18 protein-coding genes, 2 tRNA genes and 1 other RNA gene are annotated in these 17495 nt (G+C 69.0%); 9 read left to right on the top strand and 12 right to left on the bottom strand.

The features are described from left to right. Window positions 1-10 precede the first annotated feature (10 nt). A complete protein-coding gene (locus AC3ITM_RS04670) occupies window positions 11-1852 on the bottom strand; it encodes an ArnT family glycosyltransferase (RefSeq protein ID WP_489268762.1) in 1842 nt (613 codons plus the stop codon). A gap of 40 nt (window positions 1853-1892) precedes the next feature. Between AC3ITM_RS04670 and AC3ITM_RS04665 the strand changes: the two genes are divergently transcribed. Genes AC3ITM_RS04665 through AC3ITM_RS04650 form a run of 4 tightly spaced genes read left to right on the top strand, consistent with a single transcriptional unit; the run spans window position 1893 to window position 6268 of the window. Then, window positions 1893-2846, top strand: a complete 954-nt coding sequence (locus tag AC3ITM_RS04665) for an AAA family ATPase (protein ID WP_489268760.1) — start codon at window positions 1893-1895, stop codon at window positions 2844-2846. Then, window positions 2846-3805 (top strand): DUF58 domain-containing protein, encoded by a 960-nt coding sequence (locus AC3ITM_RS04660; RefSeq protein ID WP_228886723.1) that lies wholly within the window; start codon window positions 2846-2848, stop codon window positions 3803-3805. Before AC3ITM_RS04665 ends, AC3ITM_RS04660 begins: the two co-directional genes overlap by 1 nt. Continuing rightward, window positions 3798-5747, top strand: a complete 1950-nt coding sequence (locus AC3ITM_RS04655) for a transglutaminase TgpA family protein (protein ID WP_489268758.1) — start codon at window positions 3798-3800, stop codon at window positions 5745-5747. The genes AC3ITM_RS04660 and AC3ITM_RS04655 overlap by 8 nt, the downstream gene beginning before the upstream one ends. Then, window positions 5744-6268 carry a Slp family lipoprotein gene (locus tag AC3ITM_RS04650; RefSeq protein WP_489268756.1) on the top strand — a complete coding sequence of 175 codons (525 nt, stop codon included), beginning with the start codon at window positions 5744-5746 and terminating at the stop codon, window positions 6266-6268. The genes AC3ITM_RS04655 and AC3ITM_RS04650 overlap by 4 nt, the downstream gene beginning before the upstream one ends. Window positions 6269-6381: 113 nt before the next feature. Here AC3ITM_RS04650 and AC3ITM_RS04645 read toward each other — a convergent pair whose 3' ends face one another. From AC3ITM_RS04645 to dnaX, 4 genes are all read right to left on the bottom strand, one after another. Next, window positions 6382-6741 carry a histidine triad nucleotide-binding protein gene (locus tag AC3ITM_RS04645; RefSeq protein ID WP_489268755.1) on the bottom strand — a complete coding sequence of 120 codons (360 nt, stop codon included), beginning with the start codon at window positions 6739-6741 and terminating at the stop codon, window positions 6382-6384. A gap of 46 nt (window positions 6742-6787) precedes the next feature. Beyond that, window positions 6788-7387 (bottom strand): recombination mediator RecR, encoded by a 600-nt coding sequence (gene recR / locus AC3ITM_RS04640; RefSeq protein ID WP_228886719.1) that lies wholly within the window; start codon window positions 7385-7387, stop codon window positions 6788-6790. A gap of 97 nt (window positions 7388-7484) precedes the next feature. After that, window positions 7485-7805, bottom strand: a complete 321-nt coding sequence (locus AC3ITM_RS04635; protein WP_228886718.1) for a YbaB/EbfC family nucleoid-associated protein — start codon at window positions 7803-7805, stop codon at window positions 7485-7487. Window positions 7806-7811: 6 nt separating this feature from the next. After that, complete coding sequence (gene dnaX, locus AC3ITM_RS04630; protein WP_489268753.1) at window positions 7812-9767, bottom strand: DNA polymerase III subunit gamma/tau; 1956 nt, start codon at window positions 9765-9767, stop codon at window positions 7812-7814. Between the two features lie 146 nt (window positions 9768-9913). Between dnaX and AC3ITM_RS04625 the strand changes: the two genes are divergently transcribed. Beyond that, a tRNA-Ser gene (locus AC3ITM_RS04625) sits at window positions 9914-10006 on the top strand. Window positions 10007-10637: 631 nt separating this feature from the next. Continuing rightward, a complete protein-coding gene (locus tag AC3ITM_RS04620; RefSeq protein ID WP_489268751.1) occupies window positions 10638-11084 on the top strand; it encodes a hypothetical protein in 447 nt (148 codons plus the stop codon). A gap of 147 nt (window positions 11085-11231) precedes the next feature. Here AC3ITM_RS04620 and AC3ITM_RS04615 read toward each other — a convergent pair whose 3' ends face one another. After that, the gene (locus AC3ITM_RS04615; protein ID WP_489268749.1) at window positions 11232-11549 is read right to left on the bottom strand and encodes a DMT family transporter; all 318 of its coding nucleotides are present in this window, start codon (window positions 11547-11549) and stop codon (window positions 11232-11234) included. 278 nt (window positions 11550-11827) lie between these two features. Between AC3ITM_RS04615 and ffs the strand changes: the two genes are divergently transcribed. Continuing rightward, window positions 11828-11924: signal recognition particle sRNA small type (gene ffs / locus AC3ITM_RS04610), an RNA gene on the top strand. 39 nt (window positions 11925-11963) lie between these two features. On the opposite strand, the gene AC3ITM_RS04605 is transcribed toward ffs, so the two are convergent. The 3 genes from AC3ITM_RS04605 to AC3ITM_RS04595 are packed head-to-tail and all read right to left on the bottom strand — an operon-like array spanning window position 11964 to window position 13858. Then, window positions 11964-12347, bottom strand: a complete 384-nt coding sequence (locus tag AC3ITM_RS04605) for a nuclear transport factor 2 family protein (RefSeq protein ID WP_489268748.1) — start codon at window positions 12345-12347, stop codon at window positions 11964-11966. 3 nt (window positions 12348-12350) lie between these two features. Further along, window positions 12351-13109 (bottom strand): MBL fold metallo-hydrolase, encoded by a 759-nt coding sequence (locus tag AC3ITM_RS04600; protein WP_489268746.1) that lies wholly within the window; start codon window positions 13107-13109, stop codon window positions 12351-12353. Further along, window positions 13109-13858, bottom strand: coding sequence for a 3-deoxy-D-manno-octulosonic acid kinase (locus AC3ITM_RS04595; protein WP_489268745.1), 750 nt, complete (start codon window positions 13856-13858; stop codon window positions 13109-13111). Before AC3ITM_RS04595 ends, AC3ITM_RS04600 begins: the two co-directional genes overlap by 1 nt. A gap of 21 nt (window positions 13859-13879) precedes the next feature. Between AC3ITM_RS04595 and AC3ITM_RS04590 the strand changes: the two genes are divergently transcribed. Further along, a complete protein-coding gene (locus AC3ITM_RS04590) occupies window positions 13880-14929 on the top strand; it encodes a glycosyltransferase family 9 protein (protein ID WP_489268743.1) in 1050 nt (349 codons plus the stop codon). A gap of 62 nt (window positions 14930-14991) precedes the next feature. Here AC3ITM_RS04590 and AC3ITM_RS04585 read toward each other — a convergent pair whose 3' ends face one another. Continuing rightward, the gene (locus AC3ITM_RS04585) at window positions 14992-15396 is read right to left on the bottom strand and encodes a DUF6165 family protein (protein ID WP_228886708.1); all 405 of its coding nucleotides are present in this window, start codon (window positions 15394-15396) and stop codon (window positions 14992-14994) included. 287 nt (window positions 15397-15683) lie between these two features. Further along, window positions 15684-15774, bottom strand: a tRNA-Ser gene (locus tag AC3ITM_RS04580). 170 nt (window positions 15775-15944) lie between these two features. On the opposite strand from AC3ITM_RS04580, the gene AC3ITM_RS04575 reads away from it, so the two are divergent. Then, window positions 15945-16649, top strand: coding sequence for a PP2C family protein-serine/threonine phosphatase (locus tag AC3ITM_RS04575; RefSeq protein ID WP_228886707.1), 705 nt, complete (start codon window positions 15945-15947; stop codon window positions 16647-16649). A 116-nt stretch (window positions 16650-16765) separates the two neighbouring features. Here AC3ITM_RS04575 and dnaQ read toward each other — a convergent pair whose 3' ends face one another. After that, complete coding sequence (dnaQ, locus tag AC3ITM_RS04570; RefSeq protein WP_489268741.1) at window positions 16766-17491, bottom strand: DNA polymerase III subunit epsilon; 726 nt, start codon at window positions 17489-17491, stop codon at window positions 16766-16768. Window positions 17492-17495 lie beyond the last annotated feature (4 nt).

Raw genomic sequence — 17495 nt, 5'->3', positions numbered from 1 at the left:
GCCGATGCGCTCAGCGCGCCGGCACCACCAGCGGCTGCTCCGGCCAGGATTCCACGCTGCCATCGCGGCCGTAGAGGTTCAGCCCCAGCCAATGCCGGCCCGGGGCCAGCGCAGCGGTGTCGATGCGCGCATCGAAGCCGACGTTGGGGTGCTGCGGGTCGGTGGAGATCGCCCAGAACCGGGTGATGTCGTAGCTGCGCCCATAGGCCGCCTCGGCCACCGGCCGGCCATCGACCAGCACCTCCACCCGCGCCAGCCCCACCCCGTCCTTGAACGCCCAGCCACGCACGTCGAGCATTCCCGCGGCGCGCGCATCGGGCAACGGGGTATCGATCCAGGCCATCGCCGGGGTCACGCACGGCCCCGACGCGCGCCCGGCCGGCAGCTTGAACAGCAGGAAACGCTGGTAACCATGGTCGTTGCTGACCACCCGCGGCGGCGGCAGCGGCCCCACCTGCGCGCATACCGCGTGGTAGCGCGCCAGCAGGTCGCGGTAACGCTGGTCGCTGGGCGAGAGCACCAGCAGCAGCGGTGCATCGCGCCGGCCGTCGTGCAGCAGGCCCCACAGGCCCAGCTGCGCGCTGCGCCCATGCTTGTCGTTGAGCGGGTGGCGCAGCACCTGGATGGACGGATCGCGCAGCTGGAAGCCCAGCTCGGCGCCCACCTTGAAGTTGCCGGCCAGCACCCGGCTGCCGGCCGGCATCGTCGCCAGTTCTTCGCGTACCGCCGTGGCCAACGGCTGCCAGCCGGCGAAATTGCGCGGGTAATACTTGTCCCCGGCCAGCTGCTCGCGCAGCGCCGGAGTGGAGGCCATCAGGTAGTAGCCGAACGCCAGCGCCAGCCCGGTCCCGGCCAGCCACCAACCGGTGCGGCGCAGCCAGCGCGGCCAGCCATTGAGTACCACCGGCACGGCCACCAGCAGCGCCAGATAGCCCGGCAACGGCCAGTGGAAACTGATCCGCTCCACGTCGGTGAAGAAGCCCAGCGCGAAGATCGCCACGGTCGATACCGCACCGACCAGGCCGAAATAGCGCCACTGCGCCCGCGCGCCACCGCCGGAACGGGTACCGGCCAGCGCCACCTTCCACATCGCCATGCACAGGATCGGGGTGACCAGCATCGGCTGGATCACCAGGAACCACAGCCCGCTCCACTGGAACGCCCAGGGATGGCGCTCGACCACCTGGAATTTCAGCCCGGCATCATGGTTGTCGGCGTTCCACGACAACAGCGGCAGCCACGCCAGCACCCCCACCGCCAGCGCCACCCAGACCCGCGGGTCGCGCAGCATGCGCCGCCCCTGCGGCAGCAGCAGCAACGCGATGAAACCGACCACGATCACGCCGATGAAACGGTAGTGGCTGAGCGCGCCGATCATCAGCCCCAGCGCCAGCTTCACCGCCGCGGCGGCATCGACGGTGCGCAGCAGGCGCGCCCCGGCGTCCAGGCACAGCACCGCGGCCAGCGCCATCGGTACATCCGGCACCGCCAGGATGCCCAGCGTGCCCGACAACGGCATCAGCAGGGTCAGGCTGCCGGCCTGCCAGCCGGTCACCGCGCCGAACCAGCGTGTGGCGATGCGCGACACCAGCCACGGCAGCGCCGCACCGATGGCCAGGAACGGCAGCCGCTGGGCCAGCACATGCGCCCCGCCGATCTCCACGCCCAGCCGCGACAACCAGGCGGTCAGCCCGGGCAGGTCCGAATAGGCCGCCGCCAGGTGCTGGCCTTCCTGCCAGTAGAACGCTTCGTCCACGAACAAGGGCAGACGCGCGGCAATCACCAGCTTGACGGCGGTGATCAGCGTCCACAACAGCAGGAAAATTGTGCGTGCGCGTTGTTCGCCCTGCATTGCTCTATAGAATCGAAGGAATCATCGACACGAGACGGACATGCAAACCTCGCCCCACGTGCCAGCCATGCTAACCGATGTAGTGCGACAGGCCCTCCGCAGCGCCCAGGACCAGGTCAACGGGCTGGTGCTGGGCAAGGCGCATGAAGTCCGCCTTGCGTTTGTCGCCCTGCTGTCCGGCGGCCATCTGCTGATCGAGGACCTGCCCGGGCTGGGCAAGACCACCCTGGCCCATGCCCTGGCCTCCAGCCTGGGCCTGAGCTTCCAGCGCGTGCAGTTCACCTCCGACCTGTTGCCGGCCGATGTACTGGGCGTCTCGGTCTATGACGCCGGCAGCCGCCAGTTCCAGTTCCATCCCGGCCCGGTGTTCACCCATGTGCTGCTGGCCGACGAGATCAACCGCGCGCCGCCACGCACACAGAGCGCCCTGCTCGAAGCGATGGCCGAACAACAGGTGACCCTGGACGGCACCACCCACCCGCTGCCCGATCCATTCTTCGTGATCGCCACCCAGAACCCGGTGGACCTGTCGGGCACCTTCCCGCTACCCGATTCGCAGCTGGACCGGTTCCTGCTGCGGCTGGCGCTGGGCTACCCCAATGCCGAATCCGAACGCGAACTGCTGCGCGGCACCGACCGCCGCCACCTGATCGCCCGGGCCACGCCGTGCCTGGACGATGCACAGGTGCGCGCCCTGCGCGACGCGGTGGGCCAGGTGCACGCCAGCGAAGCGTTGATCCATTACGTGCAGGCACTGCTGACCCGCAGCCGCCAGCACGCCGGCGTGCGCGTGGGCCTGTCGCCGCGCGCCGGGCTGGCGCTGCTGCGCGCGGCTAAGGCCCATGCGCTGCTGCTGGGCCGCGCGCATGTGGTGCCCGAAGACGTACAGACCCTGTTCGTCGCCGTCGCCGGCCACCGCCTGGTGCCCGAGGCCGAAGCCAGCACCGGCCCGGCGCTGGCCCGCGCGATCCTCCAGACCGTGCCGGTGGACTGATGGCACGCCGCGGCTGGGGAGCCCGCTGGCAGAAGCTGCAGCTGTTGGCGCGACCGCGCCAACCCGAACCCTTGCCGCGCCGGCTCGACCGGCGCCGCATCTATGTGCTGCCCACCCGCTTCGGCCTGTTCATGGCCGCGCTGCTGGCGGTGATGCTGCTGGGCGCACTGAACTACAACAACAATCCGGCCCTGTTGCTGGCCCTGCTGCTGGCCACCGTGGCGATCGCCAGCACCATCAGCGCGCACCTGCAGTTGTCGGCATTGCAGATCGATGCGGTGTCGGCCGAACCGGTCACCGCGGGCCAGCCGATGCGCCTGCGCATCAGCCTGTCGCGCGCCGATGCACGCCCCCGCCGCGGCCTGGAACTGCAGCACGAAGATGCTGTCGCGTTTGGCCATCTGGTCGACAGCGACCAGATCGAAGTGGACCTGCCGGTACCCACCGTGCGGCGCGGCTGGCGCGACCTGGCGCGGATCCGGATCTCCACCACCCAACCCCTGGGGCTGGTGCGGGCCTGGTCATGGGTGTGGCCCGACACGCCGCTGCTGGTCTACGCCGCGCCCGCCGCCCAGGCCCCACCGCTGCCGGAGAGCGGCGGCGATCCGCTGCACACCCGCGTCCATGCCAGCGGCGATGAACTGCACCAGCTACGCCCCTACCGCGCCGGCGACCCGCCGCGCAGCATCGCCTGGAAGCACTCGGCACGGCGCGACACGCTGCTGGTGCGCGACTACGAAAAACCGGTCGGGGTCGATGTGCTGCTGGACTGGCGGCAGTTGGCGCCGCTGCCCACCGAAACCCGCATCGCGCAGCTGGCGCGCTGGGTCGACCTGGCCGAACGCGACGGTCGCCGCTACACCCTGCAGCTGCCCGGGCAACCGGTGCTCGGCCCGGCCAACGGCAGCGCCCACCACCACCTGTGCCAACGCGCCCTGGCGCTGATGCCCCATGGCTGAACCGACCGCTCCCGAACTCAACGCCAGCGCGCGCGGCTGGACCCTGGCCAGTGCCGCCCTGGGTTTGTTGCCGCTGCTGCTGCAGCTGCCCGGGCAACTGGCCGGGATCATCGCGCTGGTTGCCGTACTGACCGCCCTGGCCGCGCGCCAGCGCGTGCTGGCCGCCCCGCTGCGGCTGCTGCTGGTGCTGGGCATGCTGGCGGCGATCTACTGGCAGATGGGCGCCCGCCCCGGCCGCGACACCGGCTGCGCGCTGCTGGCGGCAATGCTGGCGCTCAAGTCCAGCGAGCTGCGCAGCCTGCGCGATGCACGCAGCCTGCTCGGCTTTGCCCTGTTCGCCCCGTTCGCCGCGTTCCTGCTCGACCAGGGGCCGCTGACCATGGGCCTGGCGGTGCTGGCTGCGCTCAGCGCGCTGCTGGCGCTGCAGCGGCTGGCCCATGCCGAAGGCCAGGCCACCAGCCCGGGCCTGGGTGGCCAGCTGCGCGGCGTCGGCCGGCTGGTGGCGCTGGGCCTGCCGCTGGCGCTGGCCGGGTTCTGGCTGTTCCCGCGCCTGAGCGAACCGCTGTGGGGCATTCCCGAACGCGCGGTCGGCAAGCCGGGCCTGTCCGACCAGATGGAGCCGGGCCAGTGGCTGGACCTGATGGCCGACGACACCCCGGCCCTGCGCGTGCAGTTCTTCGGCGCGGTGCCGCCGGCCGAACAACGCTACTGGCGTGGCCCGGTGATGACCCACTTCGATGGACGGGTGTGGGAGCAGGAACGCAGCGGCCGGCAGCGGCCGCCGCCGGCGGTCCGCCGGGCCGGCCCGCAGTGGGACTACCAGATCGATTACGAATCCACCGACCGCCGCCAGCTGGTGGCCCTGGACCTGCCGCTGCAGGCCCCGCCCGGCAGCGAACTGGATGGCGACTACAGCCTGCGCAGCCGCGACAGCCTGACCGCGCTGACCCGCTGGCGCCTGCAGTCGGCCGCACCACTGGCCTATGCCGATGAGCTCGGGCCCCACCATCGGCAGCAGGCACTGCAGCTGCCGGCCGGGCTCAACCCGCGCACCGCGCAGCTGGCCCGGCAGTGGCGCCGCGAGGCCGGCGGCGACGATGCGGCGATCGTGGCCCGCGCCCTGGACTGGGTGCGCACCCGCTTCACCTACACCCTGAGCACCCCGCTGCCCGGCCGCGATGGCGTGGACGAGTTCCTGTTCGACCAGCAGGCCGGCTTCTGCCAGCACTTCAGCTCTTCCTTCGTGGTGCTGATGCGCAACGCCGGCATCCCCGCCCGGGTGGTGACCGGCTTTGCCGGCGGCAGCCGCAACCGCTACGGCGACTACTGGGTGGTGCGGCGCATGGACGCCCACGCCTGGGCCGAGGTGTGGCTGCCCGGACGCGGCTGGGTGCGCGTGGACCCGACCGCCGCGGTGGCCCCCGAGCGCATCCGCGACACCCTGGAAGACCGCCTGGGCGGCGCCGGGGCGACCACCCTGGAAGGTCGCTGGATGCAGCTGGGCCAGGCTGCCGACTGGCTGCGCCGCGGCTGGAACGACCTGGTGCTGTCCTTCGACGCCAACCGCCAGCAGCAGCTGCTGCGTCCGCTGGGCATCGACAAGCTCGAGCCGGCCCAGCTGATCCTGGTTTTCGTGCTCTTCGCACTGGCCGCGCTAGGCTGGATGGGCTGGCTGCTGGCCCGTGGCGAACGCGAGCGCGACCGGCTGCTGCGCGCCTGGCATCGGCTGGGCCGGCGCTACGTGCGGCTGGGCCTGGCCCGCGACAGCGCCGAGACCGCCGGCGACTGGGCCCAGCGGGTACACCGGCAACGCCCCGACCCGGCGTTGTTGTCACTCAGCCTCCGTTTCGTCCAGGCGCGCTACGCTGGCGCTGACGTCGACCTCACTTCATTATTGCGCGACCTGCGCAGGCATCGCCCGTCCTCCGGAGCATCCCCATGAAGATCCAGATTCTGCTTCCCCTCGCCGCCTCGCTCGCGCTGGCCGCCTGCGCGACCGCACCCAAACCGCTGCAAGGCCAGTTCAGCATGGTCAGCCCCCGCGACGCGGTACCCACCCAGCAGGTGGGCACGCCGGTGCGCTGGGGCGGCCGCGTCATCGAGACCAACCCGGGCCAGGGCCAGACCTGCTTCCAGATGATCTCGCGCCCGCTCAACGGCAGTGGCCGCCCGAGCACCACCTCGGCCGATGCCAGCGACGGCCGCTTCATCGCCTGCCGCGCCGGCTTCTACGACCCGGCCGTGTTCGAGCCCGGCCGCGATGTGACCTTCATCGGCAAGATCGCCGGGTACGAGAACACCCGCATCGGCGAATACGACTACCGCCTGCCCAAGCTGGAGGCCGACGTGATCTACCTGTGGCCCGAACAGCGCCAGGTCGATGTGATCCCGGCCTACCCGTACGGGCCGTGGGGTCCAGGCTGGGGCCCGGGCTGGGGCTACCGCGGCTGGGGTTGGTGGTAGGTACCGACCGTTGGTCGGTACGCGTTGAAAAACGCCGCCCGGTAGGTATGCGTAGATAAAAAAACGCCGCCCCAGGGCGGCGTTTTTCATGGGCGATCAAACCGCGCGCACCCTCACCCGTTCGGCGTGCCGAAATGCCCCAGCGGCGCACCGGCCAGCAGATGCAGGTGGATGTGGAACACGGTCTGCCCGGCATGCTCGCGGCAGTTCATCACGATGCGGTAGCCGTCCTGCGCAAACCCCTGGTCGCGCGCATACCCGGCCGCGGCCAGCGCCAGCTTGCCGATCAGGTGGGCCTGCGAAGGCTGCACATCGTCCAGGGTCGGGATGGCCTCGTTCTTGGGAATGAACAACACATGCACCGGCGCCTGCGGGGCGATGTCCTTGAAGCCCAGCACCTCCTCGTCCTCGTAGACGATGGTGGCGGGGATTTCGCGGCGGATGATCTTCCCGAACAGGGTGTCTTGGCTCATGGGGCACCAGTGTGGACGTTGGAATGGGAGAGTAGCGCGCGCCGGGTCATTCCTGGACTTCGGTACGCGTACCGAACGCATGGGACAGCGTGCCGCGGTCCACGTATTCCAGCTCGCCCCCCAGCGGCAGGCCCTGGGCCAGGCGGCTGGGGCGCACCTTGTGCGCGCGCGCCAGCTGCGCCAGGTAATGCGCGGTGGCCTCGCCCTCGACCGTGGCGCTGGTGGCGATGATCAGTTCCTGCACCTCGCCCTGCTGCAGCCGTGCGCCCAGCTGGTCCAGGCCCAGCTCGCGCGGGCCGATCCCGTCCAGCGGCGACAGCCGCCCCTGCAGCACGAAGTACACCCCGCGGAAGCCGGTGGCATGTTCGATCGCCAGGCGGTCGGCCGGCGACTCCACCGCGCACAACTGCTGGCGTTCGCGGCTGCCGTTGGCGCAGACCGCGCAGATCTCGCTCTCACTGAAATCGCGGCACTGCACGCAATGCCCGATCCGCTCGATCGCCTTGGCCAGCACCTCGGCCAGCTTCTGCCCGCCTTCGCGTTCGCGCTCGAGCACGTGGTAGGCCATGCGCTGGGCCGTCTTCTGGCCCACGCCCGGCAGCACGCGGAAAGCCTCGATCAGTTGTTCGAGCAGGGGCAGGCTCATGGCGGTGTGCTCATCTGGAAACAAACGCGCGAAGCCGGCATGGCTTCGCGTCGCGGTCGGCAGCCGGGCACCGGGCAGGCCCGGCGCGGGCGCGGGTTCAGAACGGCAGCTTCATGCCCGGCGGCAGCTGCATGCCGGCGGTGGCCGAGCCCATGCGGTTCTTCGACTCGGCATCGATCTTGTTGGAGGCGTCGTTGAACGCGGCCGCCACCAGGTCTTCGGTCATTTCCGCATCGCCGAGGATCGACGGATCAATGCGCACCTTGCGGCATTCCTTGGCGCCGGTCAGGGTCACGCTGACCATGCCGCCGCCGGCCGTGCCGGTGACTTCCAGCTTGGCGAGTTCTTCCTGGGCCTTCTGCAGGTTTTCCTGCATCTTCTGGGCCTGCTGCATCAGTTGGGCGATGTTGCCGCGCATGTCGTTCTACTCATCAAAGGGACGGATGGAATCGGCCACCACCCGGGCGCCGTGCTGCTGAATCAGCACCTGCACCTGCGGGTCGGCCATGAAGGCGGTTTCTGCCGCCTGTTGTCGCTCGCCACGCTGGCGGTCCGAACGCTGGTGCAGCGTTTCGGCCTCGGCGTCGCCGTGTTCGATCACGATGCGCGGCAGCTGGCCCAATGGCGCCGACAGCGCCTCGGCCAGGGCCGCCAGCGAACGGTCCGAACACAGGTATTCAAATCCGGGCGATACCGCCAGTTTCAAGACACCGTGCTGAAAACCGATGAACGCCGCATGCGCGGCCAGCTGCCGCGACGGGCCGCTGAGCTGGCTCTGGGCAACCAGTTCCAGCCAGGCCTCTGGCGTGGCCAAGGCGGCCGGCGCCTGTTCAGATGCGGCCGACGGGGCGATGGCAATGCCCTGCGGGCGCGCGGCCGGCGGGGCGGCGGCAACCGGCGCAGGCGCCGCAGCAACCGGGCGGGCCGGCGGGGCCTCCCACGGCGCCACCATGGCCGCGTCCGGGCTGGCCATTTCCGCCGCCAGGGCCTCGTCGCGGTCTTCGGCGCCATGCTGGTGCCACGGCGGCGAATCGTCGTCTGCCGTCGGCGTGGCCACCGGAGCCGGGGTGGGCTTGGCCACTTCGGCGATGTGGGCCGGCGGGGCAACCACCGGCGCAGCCACTGCGACCACGGGAGCCGCTGCAGCCGCCAGGGCGACCGCCGGGGCCGGAGCTGCCATCGCAGCCGGCGCAGCCACCACCGCAGGCGCGGCGGCCAGGCCGCTGCCCTGCGCAGGGGTGCCCGTGCCACTGTTCACCCCGGTGCCGGTGTCCGGATCGCGCGGCACCGGCGGCACGGCTGCGGCCGGACGGAATGCCAGCATGCGCAGCACGGCCATTTCAAAACCGGCGCGCGGGCTCGGTGCCAGGTACAGGTCGCGACGGCCGCCCAGGGCCATCTGGTACCACAGCTGCACCACTTCCGGGCGCAGGCGCTGGGCGAAGGCGGCCGCATCGATGCCCTCCCCGTCGCCCGGCGCGCCCGGCACCAGCTGCTGCACCTGGATCCGGTGCAGCGCCTCGGCCAGGGCTTCGAGCACCCCGCTCCAGTCCGGCGAGAACTCGGCCAATGCCGCCACCACCTGCAGCAGGCGCACCCCATCGCCGTCGGCCAGGGCCTCGAGCATGGCCGCCACCTGGGTGCGGTCGACCGTGCCCAGCATGGTGCGCACCACGTCCTCGCGCAGCGCACCGCCGGCATAGGCGATGGCCTGGTCGAGCAGCGACAGACCATCGCGCAGGCTGCCGTCGGCGGCCTTGGCCAGCTGCACGATCGCCGTCGGGTCCGACTCGATCTCCTCGGCGGCCAGGATCCGGGTCATCTGGCCCTGGATCTGCTCCTCGTCCAGCCGCTTCAGGTTGAACTGCAGGCAGCGCGAGAGCACCGTCACCGGCAACTTCTGCGGGTCGGTGGTGGCCAGCAGGAACTTCACGTGCTCCGGCGGCTCTTCCAGCGTCTTCAGCAGCGCATTGAACGCCGCCTTGGACAGCATGTGCACTTCGTCGATCAGGTAGACCTTGTACTTGCCACGCGAGGGCATGTACTGGGCGTTCTCGATCACCTCGCGCACGTCGTCCACGCCGGTATTGGACGCGGCATCGATCTCGAGCAGGTCGATGTAGCGCCCCGAATCGATATCCAGGCAGGCCGGGCACTGGCCGCACGGGTCGGCGCTGGTGCCCTGCTCGCAGTTCAGCGACTTGGCGAAGATACGCGCGATGGTGGTCTTGCCCACCCCGCGGGTACCGGTAAACAGGAATGCGTGGTGCACCCGGCCGCTGTCCAGCGCATTGCTGAGCGCGCGGACCACGTGTTCCTGGCCCACCAGCTCGGCAAAACGCTTCGGACGCCACTTGCGGGCAAGGACGAGATAGGACATCAGGCCACCGTCTTCATCGGGACGTCCATTGTGCCATGCCTGTCCAGCCCTCCAGGCCTCCCCCGCCCCTGCTCGCCTACCGCTTGTGCGATTGCCATTCCCCCGCTAGAATCTGCGCCCCTGCAGCGGGTTATCGCAGCAGGTCCGGAGAGGTGTCCGAGCGGTTGAAGGAGCACGCCTGGAAAGTGTGTAAGCGTCTAAACCGCGCTTCGGGGGTTCGAATCCCCCTCTCTCCGCCAGACAAACGCAAAAAGGCCGCCCAATGGGCGGCCTTTTTGCGTTTGTCTGGCGGAGAGAAGGTGTGCGAGAAGCCACGCGGGTTCGACGGATTCGCCAGGAGCGAATCCGGACAGCCGCATGGCTGGCCCTGGAGCGCACATGCGCGGAAGGGCTGGGTGCATGGATGCACCCAGCAATCCCCAATGACGCGGCCACCCTCCCTCCAGGCTCGACCAACCCGCTCTCCGCTTCAGTCCCAAGGCCCATGCGGCAGCACCCGGGCGCGTGGCGACGCGTTCATCACCACAGCACATCCAGTTCCACCAGGCGCGGCCCTGGAGCGCGCATGCGCGGAAGGGCTGGGTGCATGGATGCACCCAGCAATCCCAATGAAGTGGCCACCTGTCAACAGACTCGACCAACCGCTCGTAGAGCCACCCCATGGGTGGCTGCTTCCATGATTTCGCAGCCGGGCAGGGCACCGCTCTCCCCGCATTGCCCGCTTCACCCCGCCGCGCAGAACTTTCCCATCGCCCCCCTAACGCGAGAGGTTCTTGTCAGGAGAGGACCGCAGGAATGTCGCGATAGTCTCTTGCTGTAGGCCCTTTCAGACGATCCAATGCCTTCCCTCCCCTCAGGAAACCACCCAACGTGAATGGACGCCCCCACCTGATCGCGCTTGAGCATGACGATTACCACGCCGAGCACGTTGGACACACAGCCGACGGTCGTCAGTTCATCCTCACAACGCCTTTCAATCCAACGCGAGAGAACGATCCCGGCTGCGAGTTCGTGGCGCTGTACCTATTCGATCAAAAAGGGGGCTTGATCGAAGCAAAGATTGATAGCCTAGGACCACGAGACCTTATGGACGACACTGCTCGTCGAGCCCTCTACGACGCGAGGCTTGCGGAGCTTGGCAAAGTCGCCTTCCGACGGGTCGAAATCCAACCATTCGAGATACTCCGGTTCGAAACGGCCTTTGGCCTGATCGCCCGCGCCCCCGAAGAGGAGGACGATGTCTGGGCGGTAGAGATGCAGCCAGGCAACTACATGGCTTTTTTCGAGCCATGGGATAGCGGGATCTACGACACCTGAGGCCGCCACGGTGCACCAGCGGTGGACGCTGCCTCGGATCACGGCGGCCATGAGGTATCCGCGCCTACCCGCCGGGACCTCTCAATTCCACGTCAGCCACGCATGGCATGGCTCTACCTTCGAGATCTCAGCCCGCAGTTGAACGCCTCAGCTGCTCGACAGTTTCATCAACACCAAGCCACTCACGATCAACACCGCCGCGGCAATCCGCATCGCGCTGACCTGCTCGCCGAGCAAGGTGATGCCGATGACGAAGGCGCCGACCGCGCCGATGCCGGTCCAGATCGTATACGCGGTGCCCAGCGGCAGGGTGCGCATGGCCAGCGACAGCAGCCAGAAGCTGGCGATCATGGTGACCAGGGTGATGATCGAGGGGGTGAGCTTGCTGAAACCGTCGGATTGCTTCATCGCAAACGCCCAGACGATTTCCAGTACACCGGCTGCCAACAGATAGATCCAGGCCATGCGGCCCTCCTTGATGGGGGCCAGGCCGTCCTGGTCAGTGGTTCCCGAACCGGGGGAGGTCGTTCCTCCTGTGCGGTGTAGTTTAGCGCCCCGCCGCCGCAATGGCCGCCACCGGCGGCAGCGGGCTACACCGGATTCAGGCTGGGCGTCTGGCACTGCGTGCCGCGCATGCGCTAGAATGCGCGACTGCACTGCCGGGCCTGTTCCTGCGCTGCAGCCTCCGCCTGCGGTCGGCCGATCCACGATCGCCCTGCAGCCGGAACGTCTCTATGGTGGCCCCGTCGGCCCCTCGCGACGCTAGGTCGAAAATCCCGCCAGGGCCGGAAGGCAGCAACGGTATCGATCGACGCGGGCGCCGAGGTCAGCCGGCGGGGCCGCCACCTTTTTGGGCGCGGCACTTTCCACATGTTCCGCTCAGGCCGCTTCCGGCGTGCCCTGGTGGAACAGCATCCGCCATGTCTGCCCCTGCAGCCGCCACAGCGAACTGCGCAGCACCGCGCGTTGGCGCACGCCATCGACCACATACCAACTGCGGTACCGCACCTGGGCCAGGCCCGGTGCCAGCACGGTCACGCCGAATGCCTCCGATTCGATCCCGGCCCGGGCGCGTTCACCGGGCACCTGCGCCAGTGCCGCGGCACGGTCGAACACGCTGCCGGAACTGCCGATCTCACTGAAGTCGACGTCCAGCAACGCGGCCAGCTGCACCGCATCGGCGCGCACGGCCGGGTCGTGCAGCGCGCGCTCCAGGCCGACCAGATGGTCGAACAACGCCGGCGCCACGCCCTGCCCGGCCATGCGCTATGGCACCACCACGCAGGGCGCGGTGGGGGCGGCCAGCGGCACGCACTGCCCCGGCAAGGCCACGCGGTGGCCACGCTGGCGCAGGGCCTGCCCGTCGGCATGGCTGGCGTAGTGGTAGAGCATCATCCGCGCCTGCAGTCCGGCGCTGTATTCGCGCTCCAGGTCATCCACCCCGGTGTGCGACGGATTGCCATGCAGGCCGCAGTCGTGGGCGATCAGCTCGTTGTCGTCGGCGTAACGGGCCAGCATCTCCGGGATCGGCCGGGTATCGCCGCTCCAGGTCAGCGCGCCCTTCAGGCGCAGCCCGTAGGCGGTTTCGGGCCAGTGGTGGCGCACCGGGAACACTTCCAGGCGCACCCCGTCGTGCCAGAACGCATCGCCGACCACGATCAGCTGGAACGCATCCCAGAAGTTGGCGCCACCCTCGGCCAGCACATTGGGGTAGTCGGCCACGCGCCGGTGCAGCAGCGGCACTACCGTGGCCGGCACGTACAGGCGGATGCGCCCGCGCCGCTGCGGCGAAAAGTACGCATCGACGAACAGGCGCTCGAAGCCGGCCACATGGTCCAGGTGCACATGGGTGACGAACAGCGCCTGCGGCGCTTGGCCGTAATGGGCCTGGAAGGCGGTCAGGCCCTCGCCGCCACAATCGATGGTCAGCCAGGGCAGGCCGTCGCGCTCGATCACCGCCATCGGCGAACCCAGCTCCACGGCCGAGGCATTGCCGACCCCCATGAAACGCAGCGCCCACTCCATCAGTAGCCCCGGTTCCAGGCCAGGTCGTAGGCACGGCGCAGCCGTGCATAGTCTTTTTCCACGTCCTCAATACTGCGCTCGCCGCGCAGCTTGAGCAGCGAACGCAGCAGCCGCTTGAGGTTGCGCTCACGCCAGCGGGTGGCCGGAATGCGCTGCACGCCGCGGTCGAAGTCGATCAACCAGCCATGGCCGTTGGCATCGAACAGGATGTTGTGCGCGTTGAGGTCGGCATGGTCCAGCCCGGCGCGGTGGAAGCGCGCGATCAACCGGCCGGTCTCTTCCCAGGGGGCGCCACGGCCGGCTACCAGTGCGCGGTCGGCCAGCGAACGCACGCCTTCCAGGCGCTCCATCAGGATCGCGGCGCGGTAGCGCAGGCCATCGCGCATGTAGAACGCGGCGATCGGGCGCGGCACCGGCAGCTTCAGCGCGCGCAGCGCGCGCATCAGGCGGAATTCGGCAAAACTGCGGGTCCGGTCGGCGCCGCGCCACAGGTAGGCATCGCGGCTGAGCTTGGCCGCCATGCCGCCGCGCAGGTACTGGCGCAGCACGCTGGGGCCGAACGGCGCATCGACGAACCAGGCACCGCCCCGGCCACCCTCGCCCACCGGGCGGGCGCGCTCGGCCCAGTGGCCCGGCAGGAACAATTCCATCCCGGCTTGCCGCAGCCGCTCGCGGTCGAACAGAATGGCACCGAGCCCGCGTCCATCGCGGCACGGCGTCAGCACTTCATTGGCGTCGAATGCGACCATTCCTTCGAGTCTAACAACACCATGGCACCAACGTCCTCATCCTTGTGTCTTTTGCGGTTGTCGGCACTGGGCGATGTCACCCATGTGGTGCCGCTGGTGCGGACCCTGCAGCAGGCACGGCCGGGCATGCCACTGCACTGGATCATCGACAAGGCCGGGCACAAGCTGCTGGACGGGCTGCCCGGGGTGGTGTTCCACCCCTACGACAAGGCCACCGGGCTGGCCGGCATGCGCGCGCTGCGCGCCAGCCTGCCGCCGGGGCGGTTCGAGGCCCTGCTGCAGATGCAGGTGGCGCTGCGCGCCAACGTGTTGTCGGCGTTCGTGCCGGCCCGGCGCCGGATCGGCTACGACCGCGCCCGCTCGAAGGATCTTCACGGTCTTTTCATCAATGAGCGCATCCCCGACCGCCCCGGCATCCATGTGTTGGACGCGATCGGCAGCTTCTGCGAACCGCTGGGCCTGAAACAGACCGAGGTCAGCTGGGACCTGGCGGTGCCGGCGGCGGCGGTGGCCTGGGCGCAGGCGCAATGGGACGACGACGGTCGGCCGGTGCTGATGATCTCGCCGTGTTCCAGCCACGTGCGCCGCAACTGGTATGCCGACCGCTATGCCGCGGTGGCCAACCATGCCGTCTCGCGCGGCTGGCGGGTGGTGCTGTGCGGCGGCCGCAGCACGCTGGAGCGCGACATGAGCGATGCGATCCAGGCCCAGCTGACCACCCCGGCGCTGGACCTGGTCGGCAAGGACACCCTCAAGCAGCTGCCGGCCCTGCTGGCCCGCGCGGCCCTGGTAATGACCCCCGATTCGGGCCCGATGCACATCGCCAACGCGATGGGGGCCAAGGTGCTGGGCCTGCATGCGGCCAGCAACCCGCAGCGCAGCGGGCCGTATTCGGACACCCGCTACTGCGTGGACCGCTACGACAGCGCCGCGCGCCAGTTCCTCGGCAAGCCGGCCAGCGCGCTGAAATGGGGCACCAAGATCGAGTTCGACGATGTCATGCAGTTGATCACCGTCGAGGACGGCATTGCCGCGTTCGAACGCTACGTGGCCGATCACCGCGCCGGCTAGCCCGCGCAGCGGGACCGGCGCGGGGAGGCGCGGCGACATGCGCCGATGGCAGCCGTGGCGGTTCAGGCGCGGGCGTTGTAGTCCTTGTACGACTTCTCTTCCACGTAGGCCGAGCCCAGCACCAGGTTGATCTGCTTCTTGATGCGCGCGCGCTCGTCGTTCTGCAGGTAGACGCTGCGCGCCAGTTCCACGAACCGCGCATCGAAGGCCTGGGCCTTGTCCTGCAGGCGGATGTTGTCCTCGATGTCCCACAGGCGCTCGTTGACCGCCTTGAGCTCGGCGCGCAGGCCGGCGATGTCGCCGCCCCCGGCCGGATGGGCCATCCAGGTCTTCTCCAGCGCCGACAGTTCGGCATGGATGTTGGCCAGCTTGGCCGCATCGTCGATGCGCTCGGACTTGATCTGCAGGATCGAGATCTTGTCGAGCAGCTCGCCAAAGGACACGGGAACCAGGATTTCAGCGGTCATGGGGGGCATCCATTACGGGAGGCGGCCAGTTTAGCGGACAAGGCGTCGAACGCAGGTGGGTGGCACGTTCTCTGCCACTTCAACAGATGGCGTCGTTCGTAAAGCCAGCTGGAGGCACAAGCCCCTCTGTTGAGGGGCTGCCCCGACAGGGGCGGGGAGAGGCAGGCAAAGGGACCGGGCCCAAACGCTGCATCGCAGCGTTTGGGGCGGCGGCGCGATGCGCCGTCGCATCCCGCGCCAGATAAAAAGAAAAGGGCTGCCCAGCGGGCAGCCCTTTTCTTTTTATCTGGCGGAGAGGGGGGGATTCGAACCCCCGAGGCGCTATAAACGCCTGCCTGATTTCGAGTCAGGTACATTCAACCGCTCTGCCACCTCTCCAGATGGTCCCGGCGAACCGGGAGCCGAATGATACGGGCAGGACGCGCCGACGACAAGCCTCCACTTCGCCGGGGAAGTGAATTTCTTCTGTATGGATGCCTTGCCGGATGTCCGGCAGGCCGCGATCATGCCGTTATTCCCCGCAACACACCCTTGGCCCAGCCCCGCTCATGATCGAATTCGGACACCTGACCCACCCCGGCCTGCGCCGTGACCTCAACGAGGACACCTACTACGGCGACGGCGAACTGGCGTTGTGGCTGGTTGCCGACGGCATGGGCGGCCACGCCTGTGGCGAGGTGGCCAGCGCGCTGGCGCGCGAGACCATCGTGCGCGAGATCCGCCGGGGCGCCACGCTGGCCACGGCGATCCGGATTGCCGATGAAGAGATCATCCGTACCTCGCGGCGGCGCAACGACAGCCTGCCGATGGGCACCACCGTGGTCGCCGCGCGGGTCCAGGGCAACCGCTACGAAGTGGCCTGGGTCGGCGACAGCCGCGCCTATCTGTTCCGCGACGGCAAGCTGGCGCAGTTGAGCCAGGACCACAGCGTGGTGCAGGAAATGGTGGCCCAGGGCAACCTCACCGCCGAACAGGCGCGCGCCCACCCGCACCGCAACGTGGTGACCCAGGCCCTGGGCGTGACCGACCCGGCCCATCTGAACGTGGCCACCACCACCGGCGAACTGCGCCCGGGCATGCAACTGCTGCTGTGCAGCGATGGCCTCACCGAAGAAGTGGAGGACAACGGCATCGCCCGCACCCTGGCCTTCGACGATGCCAGCGCCCAGGAATGCGTGGACACCCTGGTCGCCGCCGCACTGGATGGCGGCGGGTCGGACAACATCACGGTGATCCTGGTCCGGTGTCATTGAGAACCGCGCGCCCCGACCAACGGTCGGGACCTACCGGCGATAACGGGGTAGATCACCACCGTTGGTGGTGATGCCGCGATGTCCGGGGTAGATCGCCACCGTTGATGGCGATGCCGCTACGCCACCGCTTCTTCGGCCGTGGGGCCATCCCAGATCGCGTGGCCGGCCTTCTTGCGCAGCTTGGCCAGGCGCGCGGCATGCGCTTCCAGTTCCGAGGCGGTGGCCACCACGCGCGGGCGCGGCAACAACCGCGAGGTGTCGAAGGCCTGCGCGTGCGCGGTGCCGGTCTGGGCCTCATCGCCTGAACCGAAGCCGATTTCCTCCTGGCCGGAGGTCAGCGCGATATACACATCGCCCAGGATCTGCGCATCGAGCAGGCCGCCGTGCAGCTGGCGGTGCGCGTTGTCCACGCCCAGCCGCCGGCACAGCGCGTCCAGCGAGTTGCGCTGGCCGGGGTAGCGCTCGCGCGCCATCTTCAGCGTATCCACCACCGTGCAGCGGTCGCCGATCTTGCCGTAGTGGTCGCCCAGCAGCGACAGCTCGTTGTCCAGGAAGCCGATATCGAAGGCGGCGTTGTGGATGATCAGCTCGGCGCCATCGATGAAGGCCAGGAACTCATCGGCGATCTGCGCGAACACCGGCTTGTCGGCCAGGAATTCCAAGGTCAGGCCGGTAACTTCCTGGGCGCCCTGTTCGAACTCGCAGTCCGGCTTGATGTACTGGTGGTAGTTGTTGCCGCTGGGCCGGCGCTTGAGCAGTTCCACGCAGCCGATTTCGACGATGCGGTTGCCCTTTCGCCACTCCAGGCCGGTGGTTTCGGTATCGAGGATGATCTGACGCATGGGC

It is taken from the genome of Stenotrophomonas sp. KH_029 (genome assembly GCF_057839765.1).
This window is presented reverse-complemented; position numbering and strand designations above follow the sequence as displayed.

Bases quoted from the DNA above. Each gene is read 5' to 3' on its own strand.
- AC3ITM_RS04655 (WP_489268758.1), top strand. From the start codon at position 3,798: ATGGCTGAACCGACCGCTCCCGAACTCAACGCCAGCGCGCGCGGCTGG.
- AC3ITM_RS04665 (WP_489268760.1), top strand. From the start codon at position 1,893: ATGCAAACCTCGCCCCACGTGCCAGCCATGCTAACCGATGTAGTGCGA.
- AC3ITM_RS04600 (WP_489268746.1), bottom strand. From the start codon at position 13,109: ATGGAGTGGGCGCTGCGTTTCATGGGGGTCGGCAATGCCTCGGCCGTG.
- AC3ITM_RS04575 (WP_228886707.1), top strand. From the start codon at position 15,945: ATGATCGAATTCGGACACCTGACCCACCCCGGCCTGCGCCGTGACCTC.
- AC3ITM_RS04635 (WP_228886718.1), bottom strand. From the start codon at position 7,805: ATGCGCGGCAACATCGCCCAACTGATGCAGCAGGCCCAGAAGATGCAG.
- dnaQ (WP_489268741.1), bottom strand. From the start codon at position 17,491: ATGCGTCAGATCATCCTCGATACCGAAACCACCGGCCTGGAGTGGCGA.
- AC3ITM_RS04605 (WP_489268748.1), bottom strand. From the start codon at position 12,347: ATGGCCGGGCAGGGCGTGGCGCCGGCGTTGTTCGACCATCTGGTCGGC.
- AC3ITM_RS04615 (WP_489268749.1), bottom strand. From the start codon at position 11,549: ATGGCCTGGATCTATCTGTTGGCAGCCGGTGTACTGGAAATCGTCTGG.
- dnaX (WP_489268753.1), bottom strand. From the start codon at position 9,767: ATGTCCTATCTCGTCCTTGCCCGCAAGTGGCGTCCGAAGCGTTTTGCC.
- recR (WP_228886719.1), bottom strand. From the start codon at position 7,387: ATGAGCCTGCCCCTGCTCGAACAACTGATCGAGGCTTTCCGCGTGCTG.
- AC3ITM_RS04585 (WP_228886708.1), bottom strand. From the start codon at position 15,396: ATGACCGCTGAAATCCTGGTTCCCGTGTCCTTTGGCGAGCTGCTCGAC.
- AC3ITM_RS04595 (WP_489268745.1), bottom strand. From the start codon at position 13,858: ATGGTCGCATTCGACGCCAATGAAGTGCTGACGCCGTGCCGCGATGGA.
- AC3ITM_RS04650 (WP_489268756.1), top strand. From the start codon at position 5,744: ATGAAGATCCAGATTCTGCTTCCCCTCGCCGCCTCGCTCGCGCTGGCC.
- AC3ITM_RS04670 (WP_489268762.1), bottom strand. From the start codon at position 1,852: ATGCAGGGCGAACAACGCGCACGCACAATTTTCCTGCTGTTGTGGACG.
- AC3ITM_RS04645 (WP_489268755.1), bottom strand. From the start codon at position 6,741: ATGAGCCAAGACACCCTGTTCGGGAAGATCATCCGCCGCGAAATCCCC.
- AC3ITM_RS04660 (WP_228886723.1), top strand. From the start codon at position 2,846: ATGGCACGCCGCGGCTGGGGAGCCCGCTGGCAGAAGCTGCAGCTGTTG.
- AC3ITM_RS04590 (WP_489268743.1), top strand. From the start codon at position 13,880: ATGGCACCAACGTCCTCATCCTTGTGTCTTTTGCGGTTGTCGGCACTG.